Origin of the sequence: Ectothiorhodospira variabilis (assembly GCF_022227625.1) — a bacterium.
Classification (GTDB): Bacteria; Pseudomonadota; Gammaproteobacteria; order Ectothiorhodospirales; family Ectothiorhodospiraceae; genus Ectothiorhodospira; species Ectothiorhodospira haloalkaliphila.
The window spans coordinates 53,726-75,007 of record NZ_JAJNAO010000003.1 but is presented as its reverse complement, the minus strand read 5'-3'; the positions used below and the strand labels follow the sequence as shown (position 1 = coordinate 75,007).

20 protein-coding genes are annotated in these 21,282 nt (G+C 63.2%); 10 read left to right on the top strand and 10 right to left on the bottom strand.

Going from position 1 to position 21,282, the window contains the following annotated elements; all coding sequences use genetic code 11:
- Window positions 1-177: 177 nt before the first annotated feature.
- The 7 genes from LPW30_RS05220 (at window position 178) to LPW30_RS05190 (ending at window position 6,149) form a co-directional block, all read left to right on the top strand.
- On the top strand, window positions 178-1,521 hold the full coding sequence (locus LPW30_RS05220; RefSeq protein ID WP_238625032.1) for an NAD(P)/FAD-dependent oxidoreductase: 1,344 nt from the start codon (window positions 178-180) through the stop codon (window positions 1,519-1,521).
- Window positions 1,518-2,327 (top strand): DUF1365 domain-containing protein, encoded by an 810-nt coding sequence (locus LPW30_RS05215; RefSeq protein ID WP_420797711.1) that lies wholly within the window; start codon window positions 1,518-1,520, stop codon window positions 2,325-2,327. The genes LPW30_RS05220 and LPW30_RS05215 overlap by 4 nt, the downstream gene beginning before the upstream one ends.
- On the top strand, window positions 2,327-3,556 hold the full coding sequence (locus LPW30_RS05210; protein ID WP_025281274.1) for an SAM-dependent methyltransferase: 1,230 nt from the start codon (window positions 2,327-2,329) through the stop codon (window positions 3,554-3,556). The genes LPW30_RS05215 and LPW30_RS05210 overlap by 1 nt, the downstream gene beginning before the upstream one ends.
- Before the next feature lie 32 nt (window positions 3,557-3,588).
- A complete protein-coding gene (locus LPW30_RS05205) occupies window positions 3,589-4,071 on the top strand; it encodes a DUF3833 domain-containing protein (RefSeq protein ID WP_239680251.1) in 483 nt (160 codons plus the stop codon).
- A gap of 246 nt (window positions 4,072-4,317) precedes the next feature.
- Entirely contained in the window at window positions 4,318-4,620 is a 303-nt protein-coding gene (locus LPW30_RS05200) for a high-potential iron-sulfur protein (protein WP_025280967.1), read from the top strand.
- 99 nt (window positions 4,621-4,719) lie between these two features.
- On the top strand, window positions 4,720-5,262 hold the full coding sequence (locus LPW30_RS05195) for a DUF7931 domain-containing protein (RefSeq protein ID WP_128571854.1): 543 nt from the start codon (window positions 4,720-4,722) through the stop codon (window positions 5,260-5,262).
- Window positions 5,263-5,339: 77 nt separating this feature from the next.
- Window positions 5,340-6,149, top strand: a complete 810-nt coding sequence (locus LPW30_RS05190; protein ID WP_025280965.1) for a proteasome-type protease — start codon at window positions 5,340-5,342, stop codon at window positions 6,147-6,149.
- 39 nt (window positions 6,150-6,188) lie between these two features.
- Here the strand turns inward: LPW30_RS05190 and LPW30_RS05185 are convergent, their stop codons facing one another.
- From LPW30_RS05185 to LPW30_RS05175, 3 genes are all read right to left on the bottom strand, one after another.
- On the bottom strand, window positions 6,189-7,139 hold the full coding sequence (locus LPW30_RS05185; RefSeq protein WP_025280964.1) for an alpha-E domain-containing protein: 951 nt from the start codon (window positions 7,137-7,139) through the stop codon (window positions 6,189-6,191).
- Window positions 7,140-7,143: 4 nt separating this feature from the next.
- Window positions 7,144-8,598 carry a circularly permuted type 2 ATP-grasp protein gene (locus LPW30_RS05180; protein WP_025280963.1) on the bottom strand — a complete coding sequence of 485 codons (1,455 nt, stop codon included), beginning with the start codon at window positions 8,596-8,598 and terminating at the stop codon, window positions 7,144-7,146.
- Window positions 8,599-8,663: 65 nt separating this feature from the next.
- Window positions 8,664-9,341, bottom strand: a complete 678-nt coding sequence (locus LPW30_RS05175) for a class I SAM-dependent methyltransferase (protein WP_025280962.1) — start codon at window positions 9,339-9,341, stop codon at window positions 8,664-8,666.
- 135 nt (window positions 9,342-9,476) lie between these two features.
- On the opposite strand from LPW30_RS05175, the gene LPW30_RS05170 reads away from it, so the two are divergent.
- Both LPW30_RS05170 and LPW30_RS05165 read left to right on the top strand, forming a co-directional pair.
- Window positions 9,477-10,436: a hydrolase gene (locus tag LPW30_RS05170; RefSeq protein ID WP_025280961.1), complete on the top strand. Its 960-nt coding sequence runs from the start codon at window positions 9,477-9,479 to the stop codon at window positions 10,434-10,436.
- Between the two features lie 90 nt (window positions 10,437-10,526).
- Entirely contained in the window at window positions 10,527-11,927 is a 1,401-nt protein-coding gene (locus LPW30_RS05165; protein WP_025280960.1) for an alanine/glycine:cation symporter family protein, read from the top strand.
- Between the two features lie 83 nt (window positions 11,928-12,010).
- On the opposite strand, the gene LPW30_RS05160 is transcribed toward LPW30_RS05165, so the two are convergent.
- Window positions 12,011-12,205, bottom strand: coding sequence for a hypothetical protein (locus LPW30_RS05160; protein WP_025280959.1), 195 nt, complete (start codon window positions 12,203-12,205; stop codon window positions 12,011-12,013).
- A gap of 267 nt (window positions 12,206-12,472) precedes the next feature.
- Between LPW30_RS05160 and LPW30_RS05155 the strand changes: the two genes are divergently transcribed.
- Window positions 12,473-12,868: a cytochrome b5 domain-containing protein gene (locus LPW30_RS05155; RefSeq protein WP_239680250.1), complete on the top strand. Its 396-nt coding sequence runs from the start codon at window positions 12,473-12,475 to the stop codon at window positions 12,866-12,868.
- 138 nt (window positions 12,869-13,006) lie between these two features.
- Here LPW30_RS05155 and pnp read toward each other — a convergent pair whose 3' ends face one another.
- From pnp to nusA, 6 genes are all read right to left on the bottom strand, one after another.
- A complete protein-coding gene (gene pnp, locus LPW30_RS05150; RefSeq protein ID WP_238625027.1) occupies window positions 13,007-15,097 on the bottom strand; it encodes a polyribonucleotide nucleotidyltransferase in 2,091 nt (696 codons plus the stop codon).
- Window positions 15,098-15,152: 55 nt separating this feature from the next.
- The gene (rpsO, locus tag LPW30_RS05145) at window positions 15,153-15,422 is read right to left on the bottom strand and encodes a 30S ribosomal protein S15 (protein ID WP_025280956.1); all 270 of its coding nucleotides are present in this window, start codon (window positions 15,420-15,422) and stop codon (window positions 15,153-15,155) included.
- Between the two features lie 135 nt (window positions 15,423-15,557).
- Complete coding sequence (gene truB / locus LPW30_RS05140; protein ID WP_239680249.1) at window positions 15,558-16,478, bottom strand: tRNA pseudouridine(55) synthase TruB; 921 nt, start codon at window positions 16,476-16,478, stop codon at window positions 15,558-15,560.
- Entirely contained in the window at window positions 16,475-16,870 is a 396-nt protein-coding gene (gene rbfA / locus LPW30_RS05135; protein WP_025280954.1) for a 30S ribosome-binding factor RbfA, read from the bottom strand. Before rbfA ends, truB begins: the two co-directional genes overlap by 4 nt.
- A 63-nt stretch (window positions 16,871-16,933) precedes the next feature.
- Window positions 16,934-19,654: a translation initiation factor IF-2 gene (gene infB, locus LPW30_RS05130; RefSeq protein WP_025280953.1), complete on the bottom strand. Its 2,721-nt coding sequence runs from the start codon at window positions 19,652-19,654 to the stop codon at window positions 16,934-16,936.
- Window positions 19,655-19,746: 92 nt separating this feature from the next.
- Entirely contained in the window at window positions 19,747-21,252 is a 1,506-nt protein-coding gene (gene nusA, locus LPW30_RS05125) for a transcription termination factor NusA (protein WP_025280952.1), read from the bottom strand.
- Between the last annotated feature and the right edge of the window lie 30 nt (window positions 21,253-21,282).

Sequence of the window (21,282 nt, the reverse complement as noted above, 5' to 3'; positions counted from 1 at the left end):
TGACCGCGGCGGCGCAACCCTGTCCCGCAGCGCTCTTGTCCCGGGTCTTGCCACCATCGTATGGTCACAATCTTGAGCACTCGATTGAAAAGCAGCGCTCTCAAAAACCTTGTACAATAAAAATCAAAGCTTGTACAGTTAATGTATAAGTATCCTTTTCAGGACTAGGGGAATCACATGGCTCGCGAACGCATCGCCGTCATCGGCGCAGGGATCTCGGGACTGGCCAGCGCCTGGCTGCTGTCACGACACTATGATGTGACAGTATTCGAGAAGAATGATTACATCGGCGGCCACACCAACACCGTCGATGTCCCCGGGGATCAGGGCCCGCGCGGGGTGGATACCGGATTCATGGTCTTCAATCACCGCAACTATCCCCACCTCAAGGCCCTGTTCGCCCATCTGGGCATTGAGTCGCAACCCACCGATATGTCCTTCTCGGCCTCCGTGGGCGGCGGTCGGCTGGAGTACGCGGGTTCGGACCTGAATACCCTGTTCGCCCAGCGTCGCAATCTGTTCAACCCCCGGTTCCTGCGCATGCTGCGGGACATCCTCCGGTTCAACCGCACCGGCAAGGCCCTGCTCCAGAGTGGCGACGTGCCCCAGGTGACGCTGGGCGGGTACCTGATTCAGGAACGTTACGGCCCAGGTTTTCGCGATGATTACCTGCTGCCCATGGCGGCTGCGATCTGGTCCTGCCCCACCCACCGCATGCTGGATTTCCCCCTGGAGTCCTTCCTCAACTTCTTCTCCAACCATGGGCTCCTGGACCTGGCCGACCGCCCCCAGTGGCACACGGTCAAGGGGGGCAGTCGCGAGTACGTCCGGCAAATGCTCAAGGCCCTGCCCGAAGGCGTGCATGCGAATCGTCGGGTCGTGGCCGTCCAGCGTCAGGAGGGGCAGATACGGGTGATCACCGATGACCAGGGAGAACACGCGTTCGACCAGGTGGTGTTCGGCTGCCACGCCGATGAAGTGCTGGGCATGCTGGAGGATCCCACCGAGGCCGAATCCCGGATTTTGCAGTGCTTCACCTACCAGCCCAACCGCACCCTGCTGCATACCGACGTGCGCCTGATGCCGCGCATGAAGCGGGTATGGTCATCATGGAACTACATGGCCCGACAGCGTACCGCCGATTCCCCGGCCAATGCCGTCTCGGTCACCTACTGGATGAACCGGCTACAGGCCCTGGATGAATCCAGGGACTACCTGGTGAGCCTCAACCCGCTGATCGAGCCGCGGGAGGAGACCATCATCCGGGAGATCCGCTACCATCACCCGGTGTTCGACCAGCGCGCCATGGAGGCCCAGAAGCAGCTCCCGGAGTTGCAAGGTGCCGACCGCATCTGGTTCTGTGGCGCCTGGACGGGATACGGCTTCCACGAGGACGGCCTGCGCTCGGCCATTCAGATCGCCGGACGCCTGGGCGTCTCACCGCCCTGGAGCATCCCCCGCGAGGCCACCGGTGACGAGGCGGCGCAACCAGCTGGCGCGGTCGGAACGGAGGCGTCATGAGCCTTCCCGAAGGAGACCCCGGAGCCCCCATGGGCCTGGCGGACATGGAGGATGGACGCCTTTACCGCACCCGGGTCATGCACCGGCGGCTGTTTCCCGTGGATTACCGCTTCGTCTACCGGGTCTTCAGCCTGGTGGTGGACGTGGACCGGCTAAACGCCCTGGATCGACGACTCCGGCTGTTGTCGGTGAACCGCTTCAATCTCCTGAGCCTGGATGATCGCGACCATGGCGCCCGCGACGGCACCCCGCTGCGCCCCTGGGCAGAAACGCAACTGGCCCAGGCGGGCGTGGACCTGGAGGGTGGTCGCATTTTCCTGCTGGCATTCCCACGGGTGTTGGGCTACGTCTTCAATCCCCTGAGCCTTTTCTACTGCCTGCACCGGGACGGCAGCCTGCGGGCCATCATCTGCGAAGTGAGCAATACCCTCGGGGATTGTCATCACTATGTCCTCCACAACGGGGATCAACCCCTGGACTGGCCGGTGCGTGCCAGCCAGGACAAGCACTTCTACGTCTCCCCCTTCATCGAGATGGATGCACGCTATCAGTTCCGGCTGTCGGAACCGGGACAGGGTCTGAGTGTTCTCATCCATGAATATCAGCGGTCCAAACTCATGCTGGCCGCCAGCCAGACAGGTCATGCACGTCCACTCAGTGACCGCGAGCTGCTCAAGGCCGTGGCCACCATGCCCCTGATGACCTTCAAGGTGATCTTCGGCATTCACTGGCAGGCCCTGAAGATCTGGTGGAAAGGCGGCAAGTACTACAGCAAGCCCAGCTCATCCTCAGAGGAGATGAACTGATGTCCGTGGAACAGACACCCACCCAGCCCCGTACCCTGGGCGCCCGCACCGGCGGCTTTGCCATGCGTTTTCTGCTACGGCGGCTGCGGGGCCTGCACTCGGGGGAGTTGCGGGTGATCGGCCCCGATGGCAGCGAACATCGGGTTCAGGGCACGCACCCCGGTGGCTGTGGCACCATCCGGATCCACCGCCCGGGCGTCCTGCTGCGGCGCCTGCTGTCCCGGGGCCTGGTGGGCCTGGGTGAGGGCTATATGGTGGGAGACTGGGACACGCCGGACCTGCAGGCCCTGCTGGCCATGGGGTCGGTCAATCAGGAATATATCCGCAGTCTGGTCTACAGCGCCTTCTGGTCACGGGTGGCAGATTTCCTTCGCCACCAGTTCCGCGCCAACAGCCGCGATGGCAGCCGCCGCAACATCTCGTTCCACTACGACCTGGGCAACGATTTCTACCGCCTGTGGCTGGACGAGACCATGACCTACTCCTGCGCCCTGCTGGAGAAGGAAGATGAACCCCTGGAGGCCGCCCAGCAACGCAAGTACGCCCGCCTGCTGGAACACCTGGACGCGGCTCCCGGTTCACACATCCTGGAAATCGGCTGTGGCTGGGGCGGCTTTGCCGAATACGCCGCCCGCCAGGGCCACCGGGTGACCGGTGTCACCCTCTCCCGGGAGCAGCTGGACTATGCCCAGGCACGGCTGGAGGCGGCGGGCCTGGCCGACCGCGTGGATCTGCGCCTGCAGGACTACCGGGATGTGAGCGAACAATTTGACCACGTGGTGTCCATCGAGATGTTCGAGGCGGTGGGCGAGCGCTGGTGGCCCACCTGGTTCGAGACGGTACGCAAGAGCCTCAAGCCCGGAGGCCGTGCCGCCGTGCAGGTGATCACCATTGACGAGGGTGCCTTCGGCTATTACCGCCGCGCCGCAGATTTCATTCAACTGTATATCTTCCCCGGCGGCATGCTGCCCACGGTGGATATCTTCAGCGAATGCGCGGACAAGGCCGGGCTGGCCCTTCGTCACCGAGAATTTCATGGAGAGCATTATGCCCGCACCCTGGACCGCTGGTACCAGCGTGTTCAGGAACAATCCAGCGCGATTCTCTCCCTGGGCTCCTATGACGAGCGCTTTTTGCGCACCTGGGAGTTCTACCTGGCCTATTGCGAGGCGGGCTTCCGCTCCCGCAACACGGATCTGATGCACGCCGTGCTGGAAGCGCCCGCCTGATGATTCAGTCGCCGTCACCCTGGAGGTGAGCCATGAAGATCGAGGCATTCAAAGACCGCAAGCCCACCCTTGACCTGGAGGCCTATTTCGATGGTCAGGTGAAGGCCTGGGGCCTGTTTCAGGATCGATTTGGCACGGTGCATCGCCAGTTCACCGTGGACATCCTGGGACATGTGGAGGGAGATGAGTTGGTGCTGGAAGAGGATTTCGTCTACGACGATGGCGAGAAGGATCGACGCGTCTGGCGTCTCAAGCGCCTGGATGCCCAGCACTACGAGGGTCGCGCCGACGATGTGGAGGGGACAGCCAAGGGCAAGCTCTGCGGACAGGCCTTCAATTTCACCTATGTCCTGCGCCTGCCCATCAGCGGTCGTATCTGGCGGGTGAATTTCGACGACTGGATGTTCATGCACGAGGACGGCGTGCTGGTGAACCGCGCGGTGATGAGCAAGTTCGGCATCCGCCTGGGTGAGGTGACACTGTTCTTTCGTCGGAGTGACGACAACACGAGTTGACGAATCCCTCTCCAGAGGGGCCGCCATCCGGGTAACGATTTTCCCGTCAAGACTAGCCCTCAGGCGCCGTTTATTGGATACTTACCAGAATAAAGATAAGGCCATCGGGAATGATTTTTATCAGTGACCGAAGGCTGACAGCAAGACGGGCCCAGCCCGCTTAATCGGGATCACCGGATGATCAGGGCAGAGAACCCCGCGCCGGCCCCCGTTGATATCATCGCGAGACGCTAGGAGTAAAAGAGAATGAAGAAGCAAGACCTTAGCCGTAGAAGCTTCCTGAAGTTCGGTGTCGCCGGCCTGGTGGCCGTGCCCGTCGCCGGCTTGGGCTGGACCACCACTGCCGCAGCCGCCGAGCGCCTGGATCCCGAATCTGCCGAGGCCCAGGCCCTGCAGTACGTGCACCAGTCCGAAGTTGAAGGTCAGTACTGCTCCAACTGCCTGCTGTACAACGATCCCAGCCAGGAAGAGTGGGGCCCCTGCGCCGTATTCCCCGGCAAGGTCGTGGCCGCCGACGGCTGGTGCACCGCCTGGGTTGCCCGCGGCTGATCCAGTCCCGGATGATCGATCCGCAGCAGCGCCCACTTTCGGTGGGCCTGTTGCTCAAGACCCGCCCCGTGCGGGTCTTATCGTTTGGAGGCCTCCATCATGTACACCACCTCCGCTCAACCCCTGATGGAACACCCGGAACGCTATCTGCTCGGCCGCACCGACGGCGATATCACACTGGAGACGCCCGATCAGCTGTGCCTGGCCGTGCAACGCATGGCGGAACAGGGCCGGCGCAGCCTCTGGGTCACCAGCCGGCACCTGGATCCGGCGATCTTCGACACCCCGGCGGTGGTGGAACCCATCTCCCGGCTGGCTCGTAGCAGTCGCCACGCGGACATCCGCATCCTGATCCAGGACAGCGACCCGCTGCGAGGTACAACCCACCGCCTCATCGCCCTGGCCCAGCGCCTGAGTAGCCGCATTCAGGTCCGCCGCATGAGTGAAAAGGATCGGCGCTCCGTCGCTGAAGCCTTTCTCGTTGCCGACCGCCAGGGCCTCATTCATCAACCCCAGGCCCTGCGCTATCAGGCAGTGGTGAATTTCCACGCCCCCCGGCGGTGCAAGCTCATGGGTGAGCAATTCATCACCTACTGGGATGCGAGCGAACCGGATCCCCATTTGCGGCGGCTGCACCTGTGATTAAGCCCCTTGGCATTGACGCCCGGTGCAACCCCCTCCTACTATGCCTTACCGCCGCTCAGGAACCACATCCCTCAATGACCTATTGCCTTGCCATCACCATGGACGCCGGGCTGGTGTTTGCCTCGGACTCACGCACCAACGCCGGTGCCGATCAGGTGAGCACCTACAGCAAGATGCACACCTTCGAAGTGGAGGAGGATCGTGTCTTCGTTTTACTCGCCGCCGGAAACCTGGCCACCACCCAGGCGGTACTGGCGCGCCTCAAGCGCGACATCGAGGACAGCGCGGAGGAGAGCCTGCACACCGTGCGGGGCATGTCCGACGCGGCGGAATACCTGGGCCGGGTGAACCGTGAAGAGCAGGAAAAACACGGGGAGGCCCTCACCAAGGCCGGATTCCGGGCCGATGCCTCTTTCATCATCGGCGGGCAGTTTGCCGGACAGGAACCGGAGATCTACCTGGTCTACCCCCAGGGCAATTTCATCACGGCCTCGTCCCATACGCGCTTCCTGCAGATCGGCGAGAGCAAGTACGGCAAACCCATTCTGGATCGCATCATCAGCCCCGAAGGCAGCCTGGGTGACGCGGCGCGCTGCGCCCTGGTATCCATAGACTCCACCATGCGTTCCAATGTGACCGTGGGCCCTCCCATCGAGGTGATTGTCTACGAACGCGACAGCCTGACCTTCGAGCATTATCTGTGCCTGGAGGCGGATGATGACTATCTCACCGATCTGAAGCGGTCCTGGGACGACAACATCAAGGCCGCCTTCCGGGACCTGCCCCGCTTTGACTGGGAGGCTGCTCGCGGACGCAAACGCCGCGGCACGGAAGTCACCGTCAACCGCCGCAGTACGCGCAAACCTTCCAAAAAAACCGGCTAAGCACGCCGGCTTGAGGGTGCCAGACCCGGATGCCGGGTCTCAGGCCGCCTTGTCCAGGCGGAACCAGGTCTCCGCCACCAGGCCATGCAGTTCCGCCATCTCCTTTTGCAGGTCATCGATGAACCGATGCAACTCCTTGGGCTCCAGCAGCTTGTCCACCTGGGAGTCCACGGCATGGCGCTTCACCTGCATGGCCATGCGCAGGGGGATGTCATTACGGGGCAGGTTGGCCAGACTGTGTTCCACCTCCGCCAGGGCATGACTGATGGAACGGGGAAATTCCGGATCCTGCACCAGGAAGCGCAGCACATCGGTCGCGTTGACCCGCCGGCGCACATGCTGACGGTACATCTGGAAGGCGCTCAACGACTTGAGGATGTTGATCCACAGCAGTCCCTCGAAGGGCGAGGCGTCCTCGTCCGCATCTTTCCCACGCGAGAGCAACCCCACGGCGCCCACATCCAGCAGACGTGACGTCATGTCCGCCCGTTCCAGATTGCGCCCAGCCTTGATCAGATCATAGGCGTGGTCGTGGCTCATGGTGCCCGCCAGCATCCCGGTGATCTGCTGACAGCGGCTGCGAATCTGGGACAGGTAGCGATAGCGCCCCCGCTTGCCCTCCCCCGCATCCAGATTGAAGCGGGCGTAGAGATGCAGTTCGTTCACCGTTTCCCACACCTCGGTGGGCACCCGATCCCGCGTGGTACGCACATTCTCCCGGGCGCTGGTCAGGGCATTGAGGATCGATCCCGGGTTGGCGGGGTCACCCAGGAGGAACTTGACCACATTGGCCTCGTTGTACTCGGAGTAGCGCTCCTCGAATATCGCATCACTGCCCGTGATGGACACCAGCCCGGCCCAGGACACCCGGGTTTGATAGGGCATGTCCAGGGCCAGATGGTTGAAGGCGGTGACCATACGGGCCGTGTTTTCGGTCCGCTCGATATAGCGGGCCATCCAGTAAAGCCGTTCTGCGACGCGTGAAAGCATGTATTCAGTCCCGGGTATCCGTGTCAACGATCCAGGTGTCCTTGCTGCCACCCCCTTGAGAGGAGTTCACCACCAGGGAACCCTTGCGCAGGGCAACCCGTGTGAGCCCCCCTGCGGTCACATCCGTGCGCACCCCCTGGAGCACGAAGGGGCGAAGATCCAGATGCCGGGGCTCCAGGTGCCCGTCACACAGCGTGGGTGACGTGGACAGCTTGAGGGTGGGCTGGGCGATGTAATTACGCGGATCGCGCTTGATGAGTTCGGCAAACTCCTCCAGCTGGGTGGGCGTGGCGTGGGGGCCGATGATCATCCCGTACCCTCCCGACTCGTTGGCCGGTTTGACCACCAGTTGGTCCAGATTGGCCAGCACGTGTTCCCGCTCCTTGTCGTCCATGCACAGGTAGGTGGGCACGTTGGGCAGGATGGGGTCTTCGTCCAGATAGTAACGGATCATCTTGGGCACGAAGGCGTACACCACCTTGTCGTCGGCCACACCGGCACCCGGTGCATTCACCAGGGCCACGTTACCGGCACGCCAGGCCCGCATCACTCCGGGCACGCCCAGCATGGATTCGGGGCTGAAGGCCTCCGGATCCAGGAACAGGTCGTCAATGCGACGATAGATCACGTCCACTCGTTCCAGACCATCGATGGTGCGCATGTACACGCAGTCATCATCGCAGACCACCAGGTCTGCCCCCTCCACCAGCTCTGCGCCCATGCGCTGGGCCAGATAGGCGTGCTCGAAGTACGCGGAGTTGTAGATACCCGGCGTCAGTACCACCACCTCGGGATAATCCAGGGGGCGGGGCGAAAGGCTGGCCAGCATGTCAAAGAGCTGGGAGGGGTATTCATCCACGGGCTGGATGCTGTAGTTCTCGAACAGCTCCGGAAACACCCGCTTGGTGACCTGACGATTCTCCAGCATATACGACACGCCCGAGGGCACCCGCAGGTTGTCCTCCAGCACATAGAAGCTGCCATCGGCATCGCGCACCAGGTCGGAACCACAGATATGCGCCCATACCCCATGGGTGGGCTGGATACCCCGGCATTGCTCGCGGAAGTTGCGGGACTGGGCCAGGACCTCGGCCGGGAAAATCTTGTCCTTGACGATGCGCTGCTCGTTGTAGATGTCGTTGATGAACATGTTCAACGCTGTGAGGCGCTGGCGCAGCCCGGCTTCCACGCGGCTCCATTCGGTCCGCGGGATGATCCGGGGGATGATGTCGAAGGGCCAGGCCCGATCAATGTTGCCACCTTCCGTATACACCGTGAAGCTGATGCCCATCTCCATGATGGCATGCTCGGCGGCCTGCTTGCGCTCGTGTATCTCGGCGTCACCGAGGGATCGCAGATAATCGGTCAGGGTCTGGGCGGCCGGGCGTGAGATGCCCGGGGCACTGATGAGTTCATCGTAAAATCCATTGGGGTCGTACGCCTTCCAGTCGATGCTCATAAGGGACTCTTGAGTGGGTGGGTCCGTCGTCCCCAGCGGGGACGGCGAGCAGATAGCAATCGGGATCAGCCGGGCTGGTCCGCCGCGCGAGGCGTCAATGGCTGCTCCGGCTCCGCCAGGGGCGCCTCGCCATTTCGGTAATGCACCAGCTTCCAGTAACCGAACAGGTTGGTCTTGTGCACGCCCACGCGGTTGAGCCCGGGAAGTTCGGGCAGGCTATCCAGCTCCATGTCGGGCCTGAAACCCACCAGGCGCGACAGGGGCCGCAGGGCCCGCTCCACCCGGCGCACCACGGGGTGACTGGAGGCGAAGTGGTTGATCACCAGCACATCCCCACCAGGGACACACACACGCTGCATCTCCCGCATGAGCTTGTCGGGATTGGGCACCACGGAGGCTACATACATGGCCACGACACAGTCAAAACTGTCGTCGGCGAACGCCAGGCATTCGGCGTCCATCTCCAGGAGCGCCTCCACCTGTTTGAGCTGCCCCTCCTCGGCACGTTCCTTGGCGATCTGCAGCATGTCGGGGCTCACATCGATCCCCACCACCCGGGCATCCTCCCGGTAATCGGGCAGGGACAGCCCGGTGCCGACTCCCACCTCCAGGACGCGTGGCGCCGGTTCCGCGTTCACCATTTCCATCGCCAGGCGTCGGCCACCCGCGAAGATCGGGCCGAACACGGCGTCGTAATATCTCGCATAGCGCCGATAGGCGCTCTTGATCGAGGAGAGATCCATGAGATGCTTCCAATATGGGAGTATGCACCTGTTTTAACGACTAGTGTCGTCACTTTCAAGTGACCCGCTCGATAAAACGACCATTCACCGGGGGGCAACGACCGCCCCCCGAGCCCGACCGAGAAACCAACGACCATGATCACGCAGGCCGATTTTCATCCGGCATTCTGGTTGCGGGGCAGTCATGTGCAAACCATCCTGCCCAACCTTTTGCGCCCTCGTCATTCGATCCCGTTGCGCCGTGAGCGCATGGAACTGCCTGATGGCGATTTTCTTGATCTGGACTGGGCGCCCAACGTGGACGGCCCGTTGGTGATCCTGTTTCACGGCCTGGAGGGATCCAGTCGCTCCCCCTATGCTGCGGGGCTGATGCACCGGCTGCACGACCAGGGCTTTCAGGCCCTGACCATGCACTTTCGTGGCTGCGGCGGCGAACCCAACCGTTTGCCCCGCAGCTATTTTGCCGGCGACACCGGTGACATGGCCTGGGTGGTGGAACAACTGACCCGGCGGTTTCCCGAACGGCCGGTGGCGGCCATCGGCGTCTCCCTCGGCGGCAATGCCCTGCTGAAATGGCTGGGCGAAACGGGCAACGCCAGTCCCCTGACGGCGGCGGTGGCCATCTCCGTGCCCTTCGACCTGGACAAGGCCGCACGGCGTATGGAAAAAGGCCTGTCTCGCGTGTACCAGGGCTACCTGGTGGGGCGACTGAAGCGCTCCACCCAGGCCAAATGCAGCCGCATGGTCCTTCCCATCGACTGCGACAGTCTGTCAGGCTTGCGCACCTTTCGGGAGTTCGACGACGCCGTCACCGCCCGGCTGCACGGCTTCAAGGATGTGGACGACTACTACGGGCACTGCAGTTGCCGGCAGTACCTGCGTGGCATCCAGGTCCCCACACTGATCCTGCATGCGATGGATGACCCCTTCATGACCCCGGATGTCATCCCCACCGAAGCGGAGCTGTCGTCTTCCGTAAACCTGGAACTGGCTCGCCACGGGGGGCATGTGGGTTTCGTGGAGGGCCGGGGCAGCTACTGGCTGGAGCGCCGCGTGCCTCATTGGTTGCAAGGCAGCCTGGCTGCGGGTGCTTGAGAGTTCATGAGCAACCGTTAAACTGTCGTTGAGGTTGGTCAAGAAAAGCAAACGCAATCACCACCCGCCCGACAGGGGAGACACACCATGATGCAGGGACTTCTTGCGGTCAACGATTGGGTCAACAACATTGTCTGGGGCCCTCCCTTCATGATCCTGCTGGTGGGCACGGGGCTTTACCTCACCATCCGGCTTGGCTTCTTTCAGTTCACCCATCTCTTCTTCGCCTGGCGACGCACGTTCGGCACCCTCTTCCGCCGCGACCAGAAGGTGGAGAAGGGTGCCATCACACCCTTCCAGGCAGTCACCTCTGCCATGGCGGCCACCATCGGTGTGGGCAACATCGCCGGGGTGGCCACAGCCATCGCCCTTGGCGGGCCGGGGGCGGTGTTCTGGATGTGGATCGTCGCCCTGGTGGGCATGGCCACCAAGCTGGCCGAGGCCACCCTGGGTCTCAAATACCGCCAGGTGGAATCGGACGGTCGGGTCTCGGGCGGGGTCTTCTATTACATAGAGTACGGCCTGGGCAAGAAATGGAAATGGCTGGCCCTGCTCTATGCCTTCCTGGCGGGCCTGGCGGCCTTTGGCATCGGCAACATGGTGCAGGCCAACACCATGGCTCACGCCCTGGAGACCAGCATGGGCGTGCCCAACTGGGTGACGGGTCTGGTGGTCATGTTCTTCGTCGGCCTGGTCACCCTGGGGGGCATCAAGCGCATCGCCGTGACCGCCGAGCGCATCGTGCCCACGATGGCCCTGATCTATGTCATCGGCGCCATCGGCATCCTGGTGAGCTTTTACGACCAGATCCCCGGGGCATTTGCGCAGATCTTCGCGGGCGCCTTCACACCCGCCTCTGCCATCGGCGGTTTTGCCGGTGCCACCGTGGCGGGCGCCATCCGCTATGGCATTGCACGGGGCATCTTCTCCAACGAGGCGGGCCTGGGCTCAGCCTCCATCGTCCACGCCCAGGCCCGCAACAAGCCCTATGCGCAGGGTCTTTGGGGGATGTGGGAGGTCTTCATCGACACCCTGGTGGTGTGCACCATGACGGCCCTGGTGATCCTGGTCACCGGCGTCATACAGACCGGGCAGACCGGTGCGGAACTCACCAGCAGCGCCTTCGCCAGCGGCCTGCCGGGCCTGGGTGGCTGGATCGTCCTGATGGCCATCGTGCTGTTCTCCTACACCACCATGCTCACCTGGAACTTCTACGGCGAGAAGAGTTGGGAGTACGCCTTCGGCAAGCGGGTGATCCTGCCCTACCGGATCATCTTCGTGGGCTTTCTGTTCCTTGGGGCCATCGGCGGGCTGACCACCGTATGGGATGTTTCCGACACCCTCAACGGCCTGATGGCAGCGCCCAACCTGATCGCCCTGGTGCTGCTGGCCGGCGTGCTGGCCAAGGAGAAGGTTCAGTACATGAAGGAAGAACGCGAGAAAGCCATGGCGGCCCGCAAGGGGTCGGATGGCGGCAAGGGTGGCGGGTAAGGCAAACCTGACCCCTGCCTGCTCCCCACGGGCCTTCCATCAAGGCCTTGCAGGGAGCAGGCAGGGTGGCTTGCGCGTTCGCCTCAGTCGCTGGAGGTCTCGGCCTCACTGCCCGGACCCCAGGCAAAGATCCCCAGACCCACCACAATCACCAGCAGGGCAGGACTCAGGTAACCGATGACCCCCAGGCCACTCATCTCCAGCGGGATATTGCCCGCTCGCATCAACAGCCAGATCAGACCCACCAGAAATACACCGATACCGATACCGATTCGCACGTGTGCAACCTCATTGCCGGGGCAGCGCCCTCGGCGCCGCCGTTCAGGACGGATGTCATCTGACCCAGGATGCTAGCTGAGAACATCGGCGTGCGCGAATCAAGCCCGCTTCGTGATTGTCCGGGATCATTGAATCACCCCTTCCAGCGAGGCCGGTTTCTATTCACTTGCGGGTCCGATCCCTTATGTTATGGGGGTGGCGCACCGCGTCGTGGTGACGCCCGCTGCTCCCATCGCCCGACACTCTTCCGCCCAAAGGATGATTCCATGCCCTCGACCCGCTTCGTCCCGCTCCTCTCTCCACGTCAATGGGGGCTGGCTGCGTTCCTCGGGACGGCACTGCTCGCCTCCCCTCTTGCATCGATGGCCGATGAGGCGGACGAGACACTGCCGGTGATCACTCAGGAGGAACTGGCGCGACATGATCAACCGGAGGATTGCTGGAAAGCGATTCACGGGAAGGTATACGACATCAGCGAGTACCTGCCGCGTCACCCGGGACCGCCCGCGCTGGTACTGCACTGGTGCGGCCAGGAGGCCACGGAGGCCTGGGAAACCAAGGGTTACGGCATGCCCCACAGCGACGCAGCGGGGATCCTGCTGGAGGGGTATCTGATCGGTATTCTTGAGGGGGAGGCGTCGGCAGATCGCGAGCAGGACTGAACTTCGGGGGCGCCACGCCCCTCATCCCCGGCCCTTCTCCCCGGAGCGGAGAAGGGAGATGCCAGTGCATCTACTGCGGAGGGAAAATCATGGGGACAGGAGGGGCGTCCTGAGCCCCTCTCACGCCGGCGGGAGAACCTACTCGCCCTGACCGACAGCCTTCATGCTCAGGCGGATACGGCCCTGCTTGTCCACTTCCAGCACCTTCACCTTGACCGTCTCCCCTTCCTTCACCTTGTCCGACACACTCTCCACACGTTCTTCCGAGATCTGGGAGATATGCACCAGGCCGTCACGGCCGGGCAGGATGGTGACAAAGGCGCCGAAGTCCATGATCTTGGCGACACGACCCTCGTAGACCCGGCCCACTTCCACATCGGCGGTGATCTCCTCGATGCGGCGCTTGGCCTCCTCGCCGGCTTCCTTGTCCACCGAGGCGATCTTGATCACACCGGAATCGTCGATATCGATGGTGGCACCGGTTTCCTCGGTGAGGGCACGGATGGTGGCGCCACCCTTGCCGATCACGTCCCGGATCTTCTCCGGATTGATGCGCAGGGTGATGAAACGCGGCGCATAGGCGGACATTTCACCGCGCGGCGTGGTAATGACCTTGCCCATCTCCTTGAGGATATGCAGTCGGCCTTCGCGGGCCTGACCCAGGGCCTTTTCCATGATCTCGCGGGTGATACCGTCGATCTTGATGTCCATCTGCAGCGCAGTGACGCCGTCTTCCGTACCGGCCACCTTGAAGTCCATGTCGCCCAGGTGATCCTCGTCCCCGAGGATGTCGGACAGCACCGCAAAGCGGTCCTGTTCCTTGATCAGGCCCATGGCGATACCGGCCACTGGCGCCTTCAGGGGCACGCCAGCATCCATCAGCGCCAGGCTGGTGCCGCAGACCGAAGCCATGGAACTGGATCCATTGGATTCTGTGATCTCCGAGACCACCCGCAGCACATAGGGGAAGTCCTCGTCTGCCGGCATCACACCCTGAACACCCCGCTTGGCCAGACGGCCATGCCCAATCTCGCGGCGCTTGGGCGTGCCCACCATGCCGGTCTCGCCGGTGCAGTAGGGAGGGAAGTTGTAATGCAGCATGAAGCGCTCGCGGCGCTCGCCCTCGATGGCATCGATGATCTGGGAATCCCGGTCCGTGCCCAGGGTCGCGGTGACGATGGCCTGGGTTTCACCCCGTGTGAACAGTGCCGAGCCGTGAGTGCGGGGCAACACACCCACGCGCACACCAATCGGGCGCACGGTGGTGGTGTCGCGACCGTCGATGCGTGGCTTACCGTCCAGAACCAGGTTGCGCACAATGCGCTTCTCGATGTCGTGGAAGACCTCCTTGATCTCTTCGGCTTCGGGGGAGCCCTCCTCGCCATCGGCGAGACGGGCCTTCACCTCATCGCGCAATTCCTTGATGCGCGCGGTCCGCTCCTGCTTTTCGGCGATCTGGTAGGCAGCGGTCAAATCCGACAGACAGGCCTCTTCCACGCGCGTGCGCAGGTCCTTGTCCTCTTCCGGCGGCTGCCAGTCCCAGGCAGGCTTGCCGGCTTCGGCGGCCAGTTCGCGAATGGCGTTGATGGCCACCTGCATCTGCTCGTGACCGTACATCACGGCGCCCAGCATGACCTCTTCAGAAAGCTCGGTCGCCTCAGACTCCACCATGATGACGGCATTTTGGGTACCGGCCACCACCAGATCCAGCTGGGAATCCTTCAGCGGGGTGATGTCGGGGTTCAGCAGGTATTCGCCATCCTGATAACCCACCCGGGCAGCGCCGATGGGGCCGGCGAACGGCATGCCCGACAGGGCCACCGCAGCGGAGGCTCCCAGCAGGGCCGGGATATCCGGGTCCACTTCCGGGTTCAGCGACATGACCGTCGCCACCACCTGCACCTCATTGGTGAAGCCCTTGGGAAACAGCGGCCGCAGGGGGCGGTCGATCAAGCGACAGGTCAAGGTTTCCTTTTCGGAGGGACGCCCCTCGCGCTTGAAGAAACCGCCGGGGATACGCCCTGCTGCGTAGGTCCGCTCCTGATAGTTGACCGTCAGGGGGAAGAAATCGCGCCCCGGGACGGCCTCCTTGCGGCCTACGGCCGTTACCAGCACCACGGTACCGGCCACATCCACCATGACGGCGCCCGTGGCCTGACGGGCGATCTCGCCGGTTTCGAGGGTGACGGTATGCTGACCGTACTGGAACGACTTGGTAATTGACGGCACGTTGTATCCCGGTTGGCTTGTTCTGAGTGGACTCGGCAAGGACGTTGCCGGGTACTTAGCGGCGCAGACCCAGGCTGCTGACCAGATCCTGATAGCGCTGCTGATCCTTGCTCTTGAGATAGTCGAGCAGCTTCCGGCGCTGGTTGACCATCTTCAACAGACCACGGCGGGAATGATGATCTTTCTTGTGCGTGGAGAAGTGCCCCATCAGGTGCTGGATACGCGCGGACAACAGGGCCACCTGGACTTCCGGGGAACCGGTGTCGGCGGCATCGCGCTTGTACTTCTCAACGATCTCGGACTTCACTTCACTGCTCAGGGACATTCTTGAAAACTCCTGGGATGGGATCCGGCCAAACGGGGCCGCTGCATTCTTTTCTGAAGGCTCGCGATTCTATCATGCCCCCCCTTTTCAGAACAGGGGCTTGTAGGCGCCAGCCATCGTGTCATACGCGTAGGGTCAGGTCGGCTGGACGATCAGCCGCTTGGGGGCCACCCGGCCATCATCCAGCAGGCGCCCCACCCCCAGGAAGCGATCCTTGGGGCCATATAGCCGCAAGTGACCCCGATGCATCAGGCCAGGCACGAACACCGCCTGCCCCTGCCCCAGGTAAAAGGCACTATCGGCGTCCAGTGTGACCGCCGGCCAGTGCACCAGCGCCTCATCCAGGGGCCTCAAGGCATCATCCAGTGCCTCGGGGCCCTGTTCTGCCAGGGCCTCGATTTGTTCGAGGGTGACCATCTGCGGATCTTCGAAAGGCGTCAGGCCGATGCGCCGCAGGGCGATGACGTGGGCCCCGCAACCCAGGGCCTCCCCGATATCCTCCACCAGGGTACGGATATAGGTCCCCTTGGAGCACACCACGTCCAGGGTCAGGGTATCGTCATCATGGGCCAGGCAGCGCAGGTCATGGATGGTCACCGGCCGGGGAGGACGCTCCACTTCCTGCCCCTTGCGGGCCAGATCGTACAGCCGCTGGCCCTGGTGCTTGAGCGCTGAATACATGGGCGGGATCTGCTCGATGGGCCCGCGAAACCGGTCCAGGACCGACTCGATCTGCGCCCCAACCAGGGCAGGGACGGCCCGGGTTTCGATCACTTCACCCTCGGCGTCGCCGGTCAGGGTTTTCTGCCCCAGACGGCACACGGCGTGGTAGCGCTTGTCGGCATCCAGCAAAAACCCGGAAACCTTGGTGGCCTCGCCAAAGCACAGGGGCAACAGGCCGGTGGCCAGGGGATCCAGGCTGCCGGTATGGCCGGCCTTGCGGGCCCGAAAGAGGTACTTCACCCGCTGCAGGGCCTGATTGGAGGTGTACCCCTGAGGCTTGTCCAGCAGGATCAGGCCGTGGACGTCACGGCGCTGGATTTTCGGTTTGCTCATTGAGGATCTTTGTCGTCGGAGGCATCCGGATGGCGCGCGCGGTCACTGGCCACCGCCTCATCAATGAGGGCCGACAGTCGGGCCCCCTTTTCCTGGGTATCATCATAGCGAAAATGCAGTTCCGGCACGGTGCGGATGCGCATCCGCCGACCCAGTTCTCGCCGCAGGAACCCGGCCGCCTGACGCAACCCCTGGGTGGTTCCCTCGATGGCGTCCTGATCCCCCAGCACGGTGAAGAAGACCTTGGCATGGGCCAGATCGCGACTCACCTCCACCCCCGAGAGGGTCAGCATGCCCACACGGGGATCCTTGACCTGCTCGCGGATCAGTTCGGCCAGCTCCCGCTGGATCTGGTCGCCCACGCGTTGTGAACGGGAAAAATCTTTGGGCATGTCAAAAACCCCGGGCGTTGGATGCCATGGCGTGACGTCGGTTCATGTGGCGTGTCCCCGACTTCAGAGGGACCGCGCCACCTCGACCCGATGGTAGACCTCGATCTGGTCGCCGGGCTTCACATCATTGTAGTTCTTCACGGCGATACCGCACTCGGTACCGGTCTTGACCTCGTTGACGTCATCCTTGAAGCGGCGCAGGGACTCCAGCTCACCCTCATAGACGACCACGTTGTCACGCAGCACGCGGATGGGATTGCCCCGGCGCACACTGCCTTCGATGACCAGGCAGCCGGCTACCGCGCCAAACTGGGAGGACTTGAACACATCCCGAACCTGGGCCAGACCGATGATCTCCTCGCGCATCTCCGGCGACAACAGTCCGGAGAGGGCCTGCTTCACATCGTCAATGGCTTCGTAGATCACGCTGTAGTAACGCAGGTCCACATCCATGTCGCTGGCGGCCTTGCGAGCCCCGGCATCGGCCCGCACGTTGAAGCCGATGATGATGGCACTGGAGGCCGTGGCCAGGTTCACGTCGGATTCGGTGATACCCCCCACGCCGGCGGACACGATCTTGACCTTCACCTCGTCGGTGGAGAGTTTCTCCAACGAGTCGCGCAAGGCTTCGGCAGAGCCCTGAACATCGGCCTTCAACAGAATGTTGACCACCGAGGCAGCACCTTCCTGCATCTGACTGAACAGGTTCTCCAGCTTGGCAGCCTGCTGGGTGGCCAGTTTGGATTCGCGGAACTTGCCCTGCCGGAACAGGGCCACTTCACGGGCCTTGCGCTCGTCCTGAACCACCAGCATGTCATCGCCAGCGTTGGGCACGCCCGACAGACCCAGCACCTCCACGGGCATGGAGGGTCCGGCAGATTTCACCGGCTTGCCGTTCTCGTCGAACATGGCCCGCACGCGACCGAACTCCTGGCCGGTGAGGATGACGTCGCCCTTCTCCAGGGTGCCGGACTGGATCAGCAGTGTCGCCACGGCGCCCCGGCCCTTGTCCAGCTTGGATTCCACCACCACGCCACGGGCCTGCCCATGTTGATGGGCCTTGAGTTCCATGAGTTCAGCCTGCAACTGGATGGCCTCCAGCAGGCGGTCGATCCCCTCGCCGGACTTGGCGGAGACGTGCACGAACTGAGTCTCGCCACCCCACTCTTCCGAGATGACGTTGTGCTGCGCCAGTTCGCTCTTCACCCGTTCCGGATCGGCTTCCGGCTTGTCGATCTTGTTGACCGCCACCACGATGGGCACCTCGCCCGCCTGGGCGTGCTGGATGGCTTCCAGGGTCTGCGGCATCACGCCGTCGTCCGCCGCCACCACCAGGACCACCACGTCGGTGACCTTGGCACCGCGGGCACGCATGGAGGTGAAGGCCGCGTGGCCCGGGGTGTCCAGGAAAGTGACACCTGCGCGGTTCTTGAAGGGCACATGATAGGCACCAATATGCTGGGTAATGCCTCCCGCCTCGCCTTCGGCCACCTGGGTCAGTCGGATGTAGTCCAGCAAAGAGGTCTTGCCGTGGTCCACATGCCCCATCACGGTGACCACCGGGGGACGGAGCACGGCTTCGCCAGCCTGCTCGACTTCCAGGGAGAGCTCCTCTTCCACCTCGGCTTCCTGCATGGGCTTGGCGATATGCCCCATCTCCTCCACCACGAGGGTGGCGGTGTCCTGATCAATGGACTGGTTGATGGTGGCCATCACGCCCATACCCATGAGCGTCTTGATCAGCTCAGGCGCCTTGATGGCCATCTTCTGGGCCAGTTCGCCAACGGTCATGGTCTCGGGGATGGCAACCTCACGCACCACGGGTGCCGTTGGCTTTTCAAAACCGTGTTTGCTGGGCGTGACGGCAGCCGCTGCGCGGCCACCCTTGCCCTTGCCACGACGCCCCCGCTTGTCGCTGGAGACGTGCAGTTCCTCGCGCTTGGATTTGCCCGCATCTTCCCGTTCCTTGCCGCGACGACGCTTGCCACGGGGCTGATCGCCAGCGGGCGGCGGGGTGGCGGGCGCGGCCGGAGCGGCAGCAGGAGGTGCGGCGGCCGCGGCGGCCGCAGCGCGCACTTCGGCCTCGCGACGAGCGAGTTCCTCGGCAGCCTGACGGGTTTGCTGCTCGGCCTGCTGACGGGTTTCCTGTTCTGCCGCCTTGAGGACTTCGGCTTCAATCGCCTTGCGCTGCTCTTCCGCCTGGCGCGCCGCCTCTTCGGCCTGACGCTGTTCCTCGGCGGCGCGCTCTGCGGCGCGCGCCTCGGCTTCGGCCTGTTCCTGCTCGGCCGTCTTGGCCTCCTCGACCACCGGGGCCTGTTCGGGCTCGGCCGGCTGTTCGGTGCGCGGTTTTGCGGGGGCCTCTGCCGTGGGCTCGACAGCCTGCGGCTGCGGAGATTCCGGTAGGGGCTCGGGCTTCCCTTCTGGCGGACCGGACTCGGCCACCGGAGCCGGGGCCTCAGGCTGTTCGGGCTCGGTGGCCCCGCCCTTGACGTAGGTGCGGCGCTTGCGCACTTCCACGCTGACGGTCTTGGCGCGCCCTTGGGCGCCGGCCACCTTCAACTCGGTCGTGCTGCGTCTACGTAGTGTGATACGTCGCCCCTGGCCATCCTCTTCGGACTTGCCATGGGCCTTTCGCAGGTGCTCGAGCAATTTGAACTTCTGCTCCTCGGTCACCATTTGATCGGGATCGGAGACGGACACACCCGCTTCGGAGAGCTGCTCAAGCAGCCGCTCCACGGGCGTTCCCACCATCTCTGACAACTGTTTCACCGTAACGTCGGTCATGTGCCGTTACCTCCGATCTGAATGCTTCCGCGGACCGGGCCCCGACCTTTGGCCTGGGGCGCGCGCACGGCAGGCGCGCTGGTCCTTCTTACTTACGCGTCTTTTGTCTGGTCCGCAAACCAGGGGGCACGAGCCGCCATGATCAGGCTGGCCGCCTGCTCCGGGTCGACCGATGCCTGTTCCACCAGGTCGTCCACCGATTGCTCGGCCAGGTCCTCCATGGTGCAGATTCCGCGAGCGGCCAGACGATGCGCCAACTCGGAGTCCATGCCCTCCATTTCCAGCAGGTCGGCCGCCGGCGCCCCACCCGTGTGCTGCTCCTCCGAGGCGATGGCCTTGGTCAGCAGGGCATCCCGGGCACGGCGACGCAGTTCCTCGACGATTTCCTCGTCGAACTCCTCGATCTGCATGATCTCGGCGGTGGGCACGTAGGCCACTTCATCAATGCTGGAAAAGCCTTCCTGCACCAGGATGGCAGCCACTTCCTCATCCACGTCCAGGCTGTCCATGAACATTTTCTGGAGTTCGGCCGTTTCGTGTTCGTTCTTCTCCACGGCCTGCTTTTCGCTCATCACGTTCAATTCCCACCCCGTGAGTTGCGATGCCAGACGAACGTTCTGACCGCCACGACCGATGGCCTGGGAAAGCTTCTCCTCGGCCACGGCGATGTCCATGCTGTTGCGGTCCTCGTCCACCACAATGGACAGCACCTCCGCCGGCGACATGGCGTTGATGACGAACTGGGCAGGGTTCTCGTTCCAGAGAATGATATCGATACGCTCACCGGCCAGTTCGTTGGACACGGACTGCACCCGGGAGCCACGCATACCCACGCAGGCACCCACCGGGTCCAGGCGAGGGTCGTGGGAGCGTACGGCGATCTTGGCGCGCATGCCCGGATCCCGGGCCGCCCCCATGATCTCGATCAAACCCTGCCCCACTTCCGGCACTTCCAGCTTGAACAGCTCCACCAGGAACTCGGGCACGGTGCGACTCACGAATAACTGCGGTCCCCGCTGCTCGGTACGCACCTCGCGCAGATAACCGCGCAGTCGGTCGTTGGGGCGCACCGTCTCCCGGGCGATCATCTCGTCACGGGGAATCAGGGCCTCGGCATTGCTCCCTAGGTCCAGAAACACGCCGTTGCGCTCGGAGCGCTTCACCGTGCCCATCACCAGTTCGCCCACGCGATCCTGAAACTCATCCACGACCTTGGCCCGCTCGGCCTCGCGCACTTTCTGCACAATGACCTGCTTGGCGGTCTGGGCAGCGATGCGACCGAACTCCACCGACTCGATGGGCTTTTCGATGTATTCGCCCACCTGAATGTCCGGGTGATCCTGAATCGCGTAGGAATAGAGGATTTGCCGCTCGGGGCTTTCGAACTCCGGGTCCTCGTCGTCCACCACGCACCAGCGACGGTAGGTCTCGTAGTCGCCGGTCTCCCGGTGAATACTGACGCGCACGTCGATCTCGCCGCCGTGCTTCTTGCGTGTGGCGGAGGCCAGAGCGGACTCAATGGCCTCAAAGATCACGCTCTTGTCGACGCCCTTCTCATTGGAGACGGCGTCCACCACCAGCAGGATTTCTTTGCTCATTCAAACGTCTCCACATGAATTGCCCCGGCG

What these genes read in the sequence shown, in the direction of transcription:
- LPW30_RS05220 (WP_238625032.1), top strand. Translation starts at nt 178, where the DNA reads ATGGCTCGCGAACGCATCGCCGTCATCGGCGCAGGGATCTCGGGACTG.
- LPW30_RS05215 (WP_420797711.1), top strand. Translation starts at nt 1,518, where the DNA reads ATGAGCCTTCCCGAAGGAGACCCCGGAGCCCCCATGGGCCTGGCGGAC.
- LPW30_RS05210 (WP_025281274.1), top strand. Translation starts at nt 2,327, where the DNA reads ATGTCCGTGGAACAGACACCCACCCAGCCCCGTACCCTGGGCGCCCGC.
- LPW30_RS05205 (WP_239680251.1), top strand. Translation starts at nt 3,589, where the DNA reads ATGAAGATCGAGGCATTCAAAGACCGCAAGCCCACCCTTGACCTGGAG.
- LPW30_RS05200 (WP_025280967.1), top strand. Translation starts at nt 4,318, where the DNA reads ATGAAGAAGCAAGACCTTAGCCGTAGAAGCTTCCTGAAGTTCGGTGTC.
- LPW30_RS05195 (WP_128571854.1), top strand. Translation starts at nt 4,720, where the DNA reads ATGTACACCACCTCCGCTCAACCCCTGATGGAACACCCGGAACGCTAT.
- LPW30_RS05190 (WP_025280965.1), top strand. Translation starts at nt 5,340, where the DNA reads ATGACCTATTGCCTTGCCATCACCATGGACGCCGGGCTGGTGTTTGCC.
- LPW30_RS05185 (WP_025280964.1), bottom strand. Translation starts at nt 7,139, where the DNA reads ATGCTTTCACGCGTCGCAGAACGGCTTTACTGGATGGCCCGCTATATC.
- LPW30_RS05180 (WP_025280963.1), bottom strand. Translation starts at nt 8,598, where the DNA reads ATGAGCATCGACTGGAAGGCGTACGACCCCAATGGATTTTACGATGAA.
- LPW30_RS05175 (WP_025280962.1), bottom strand. Translation starts at nt 9,341, where the DNA reads ATGGATCTCTCCTCGATCAAGAGCGCCTATCGGCGCTATGCGAGATAT.
- LPW30_RS05170 (WP_025280961.1), top strand. Translation starts at nt 9,477, where the DNA reads ATGATCACGCAGGCCGATTTTCATCCGGCATTCTGGTTGCGGGGCAGT.
- LPW30_RS05165 (WP_025280960.1), top strand. Translation starts at nt 10,527, where the DNA reads ATGCAGGGACTTCTTGCGGTCAACGATTGGGTCAACAACATTGTCTGG.
- LPW30_RS05155 (WP_239680250.1), top strand. Translation starts at nt 12,473, where the DNA reads ATGCCCTCGACCCGCTTCGTCCCGCTCCTCTCTCCACGTCAATGGGGG.
- rpsO (WP_025280956.1), bottom strand. Translation starts at nt 15,422, where the DNA reads ATGTCCCTGAGCAGTGAAGTGAAGTCCGAGATCGTTGAGAAGTACAAG.
- truB (WP_239680249.1), bottom strand. Translation starts at nt 16,478, where the DNA reads ATGAGCAAACCGAAAATCCAGCGCCGTGACGTCCACGGCCTGATCCTG.
- rbfA (WP_025280954.1), bottom strand. Translation starts at nt 16,870, where the DNA reads ATGCCCAAAGATTTTTCCCGTTCACAACGCGTGGGCGACCAGATCCAG.
- infB (WP_025280953.1), bottom strand. Translation starts at nt 19,654, where the DNA reads ATGACCGACGTTACGGTGAAACAGTTGTCAGAGATGGTGGGAACGCCC.
- nusA (WP_025280952.1), bottom strand. Translation starts at nt 21,252, where the DNA reads ATGAGCAAAGAAATCCTGCTGGTGGTGGACGCCGTCTCCAATGAGAAG.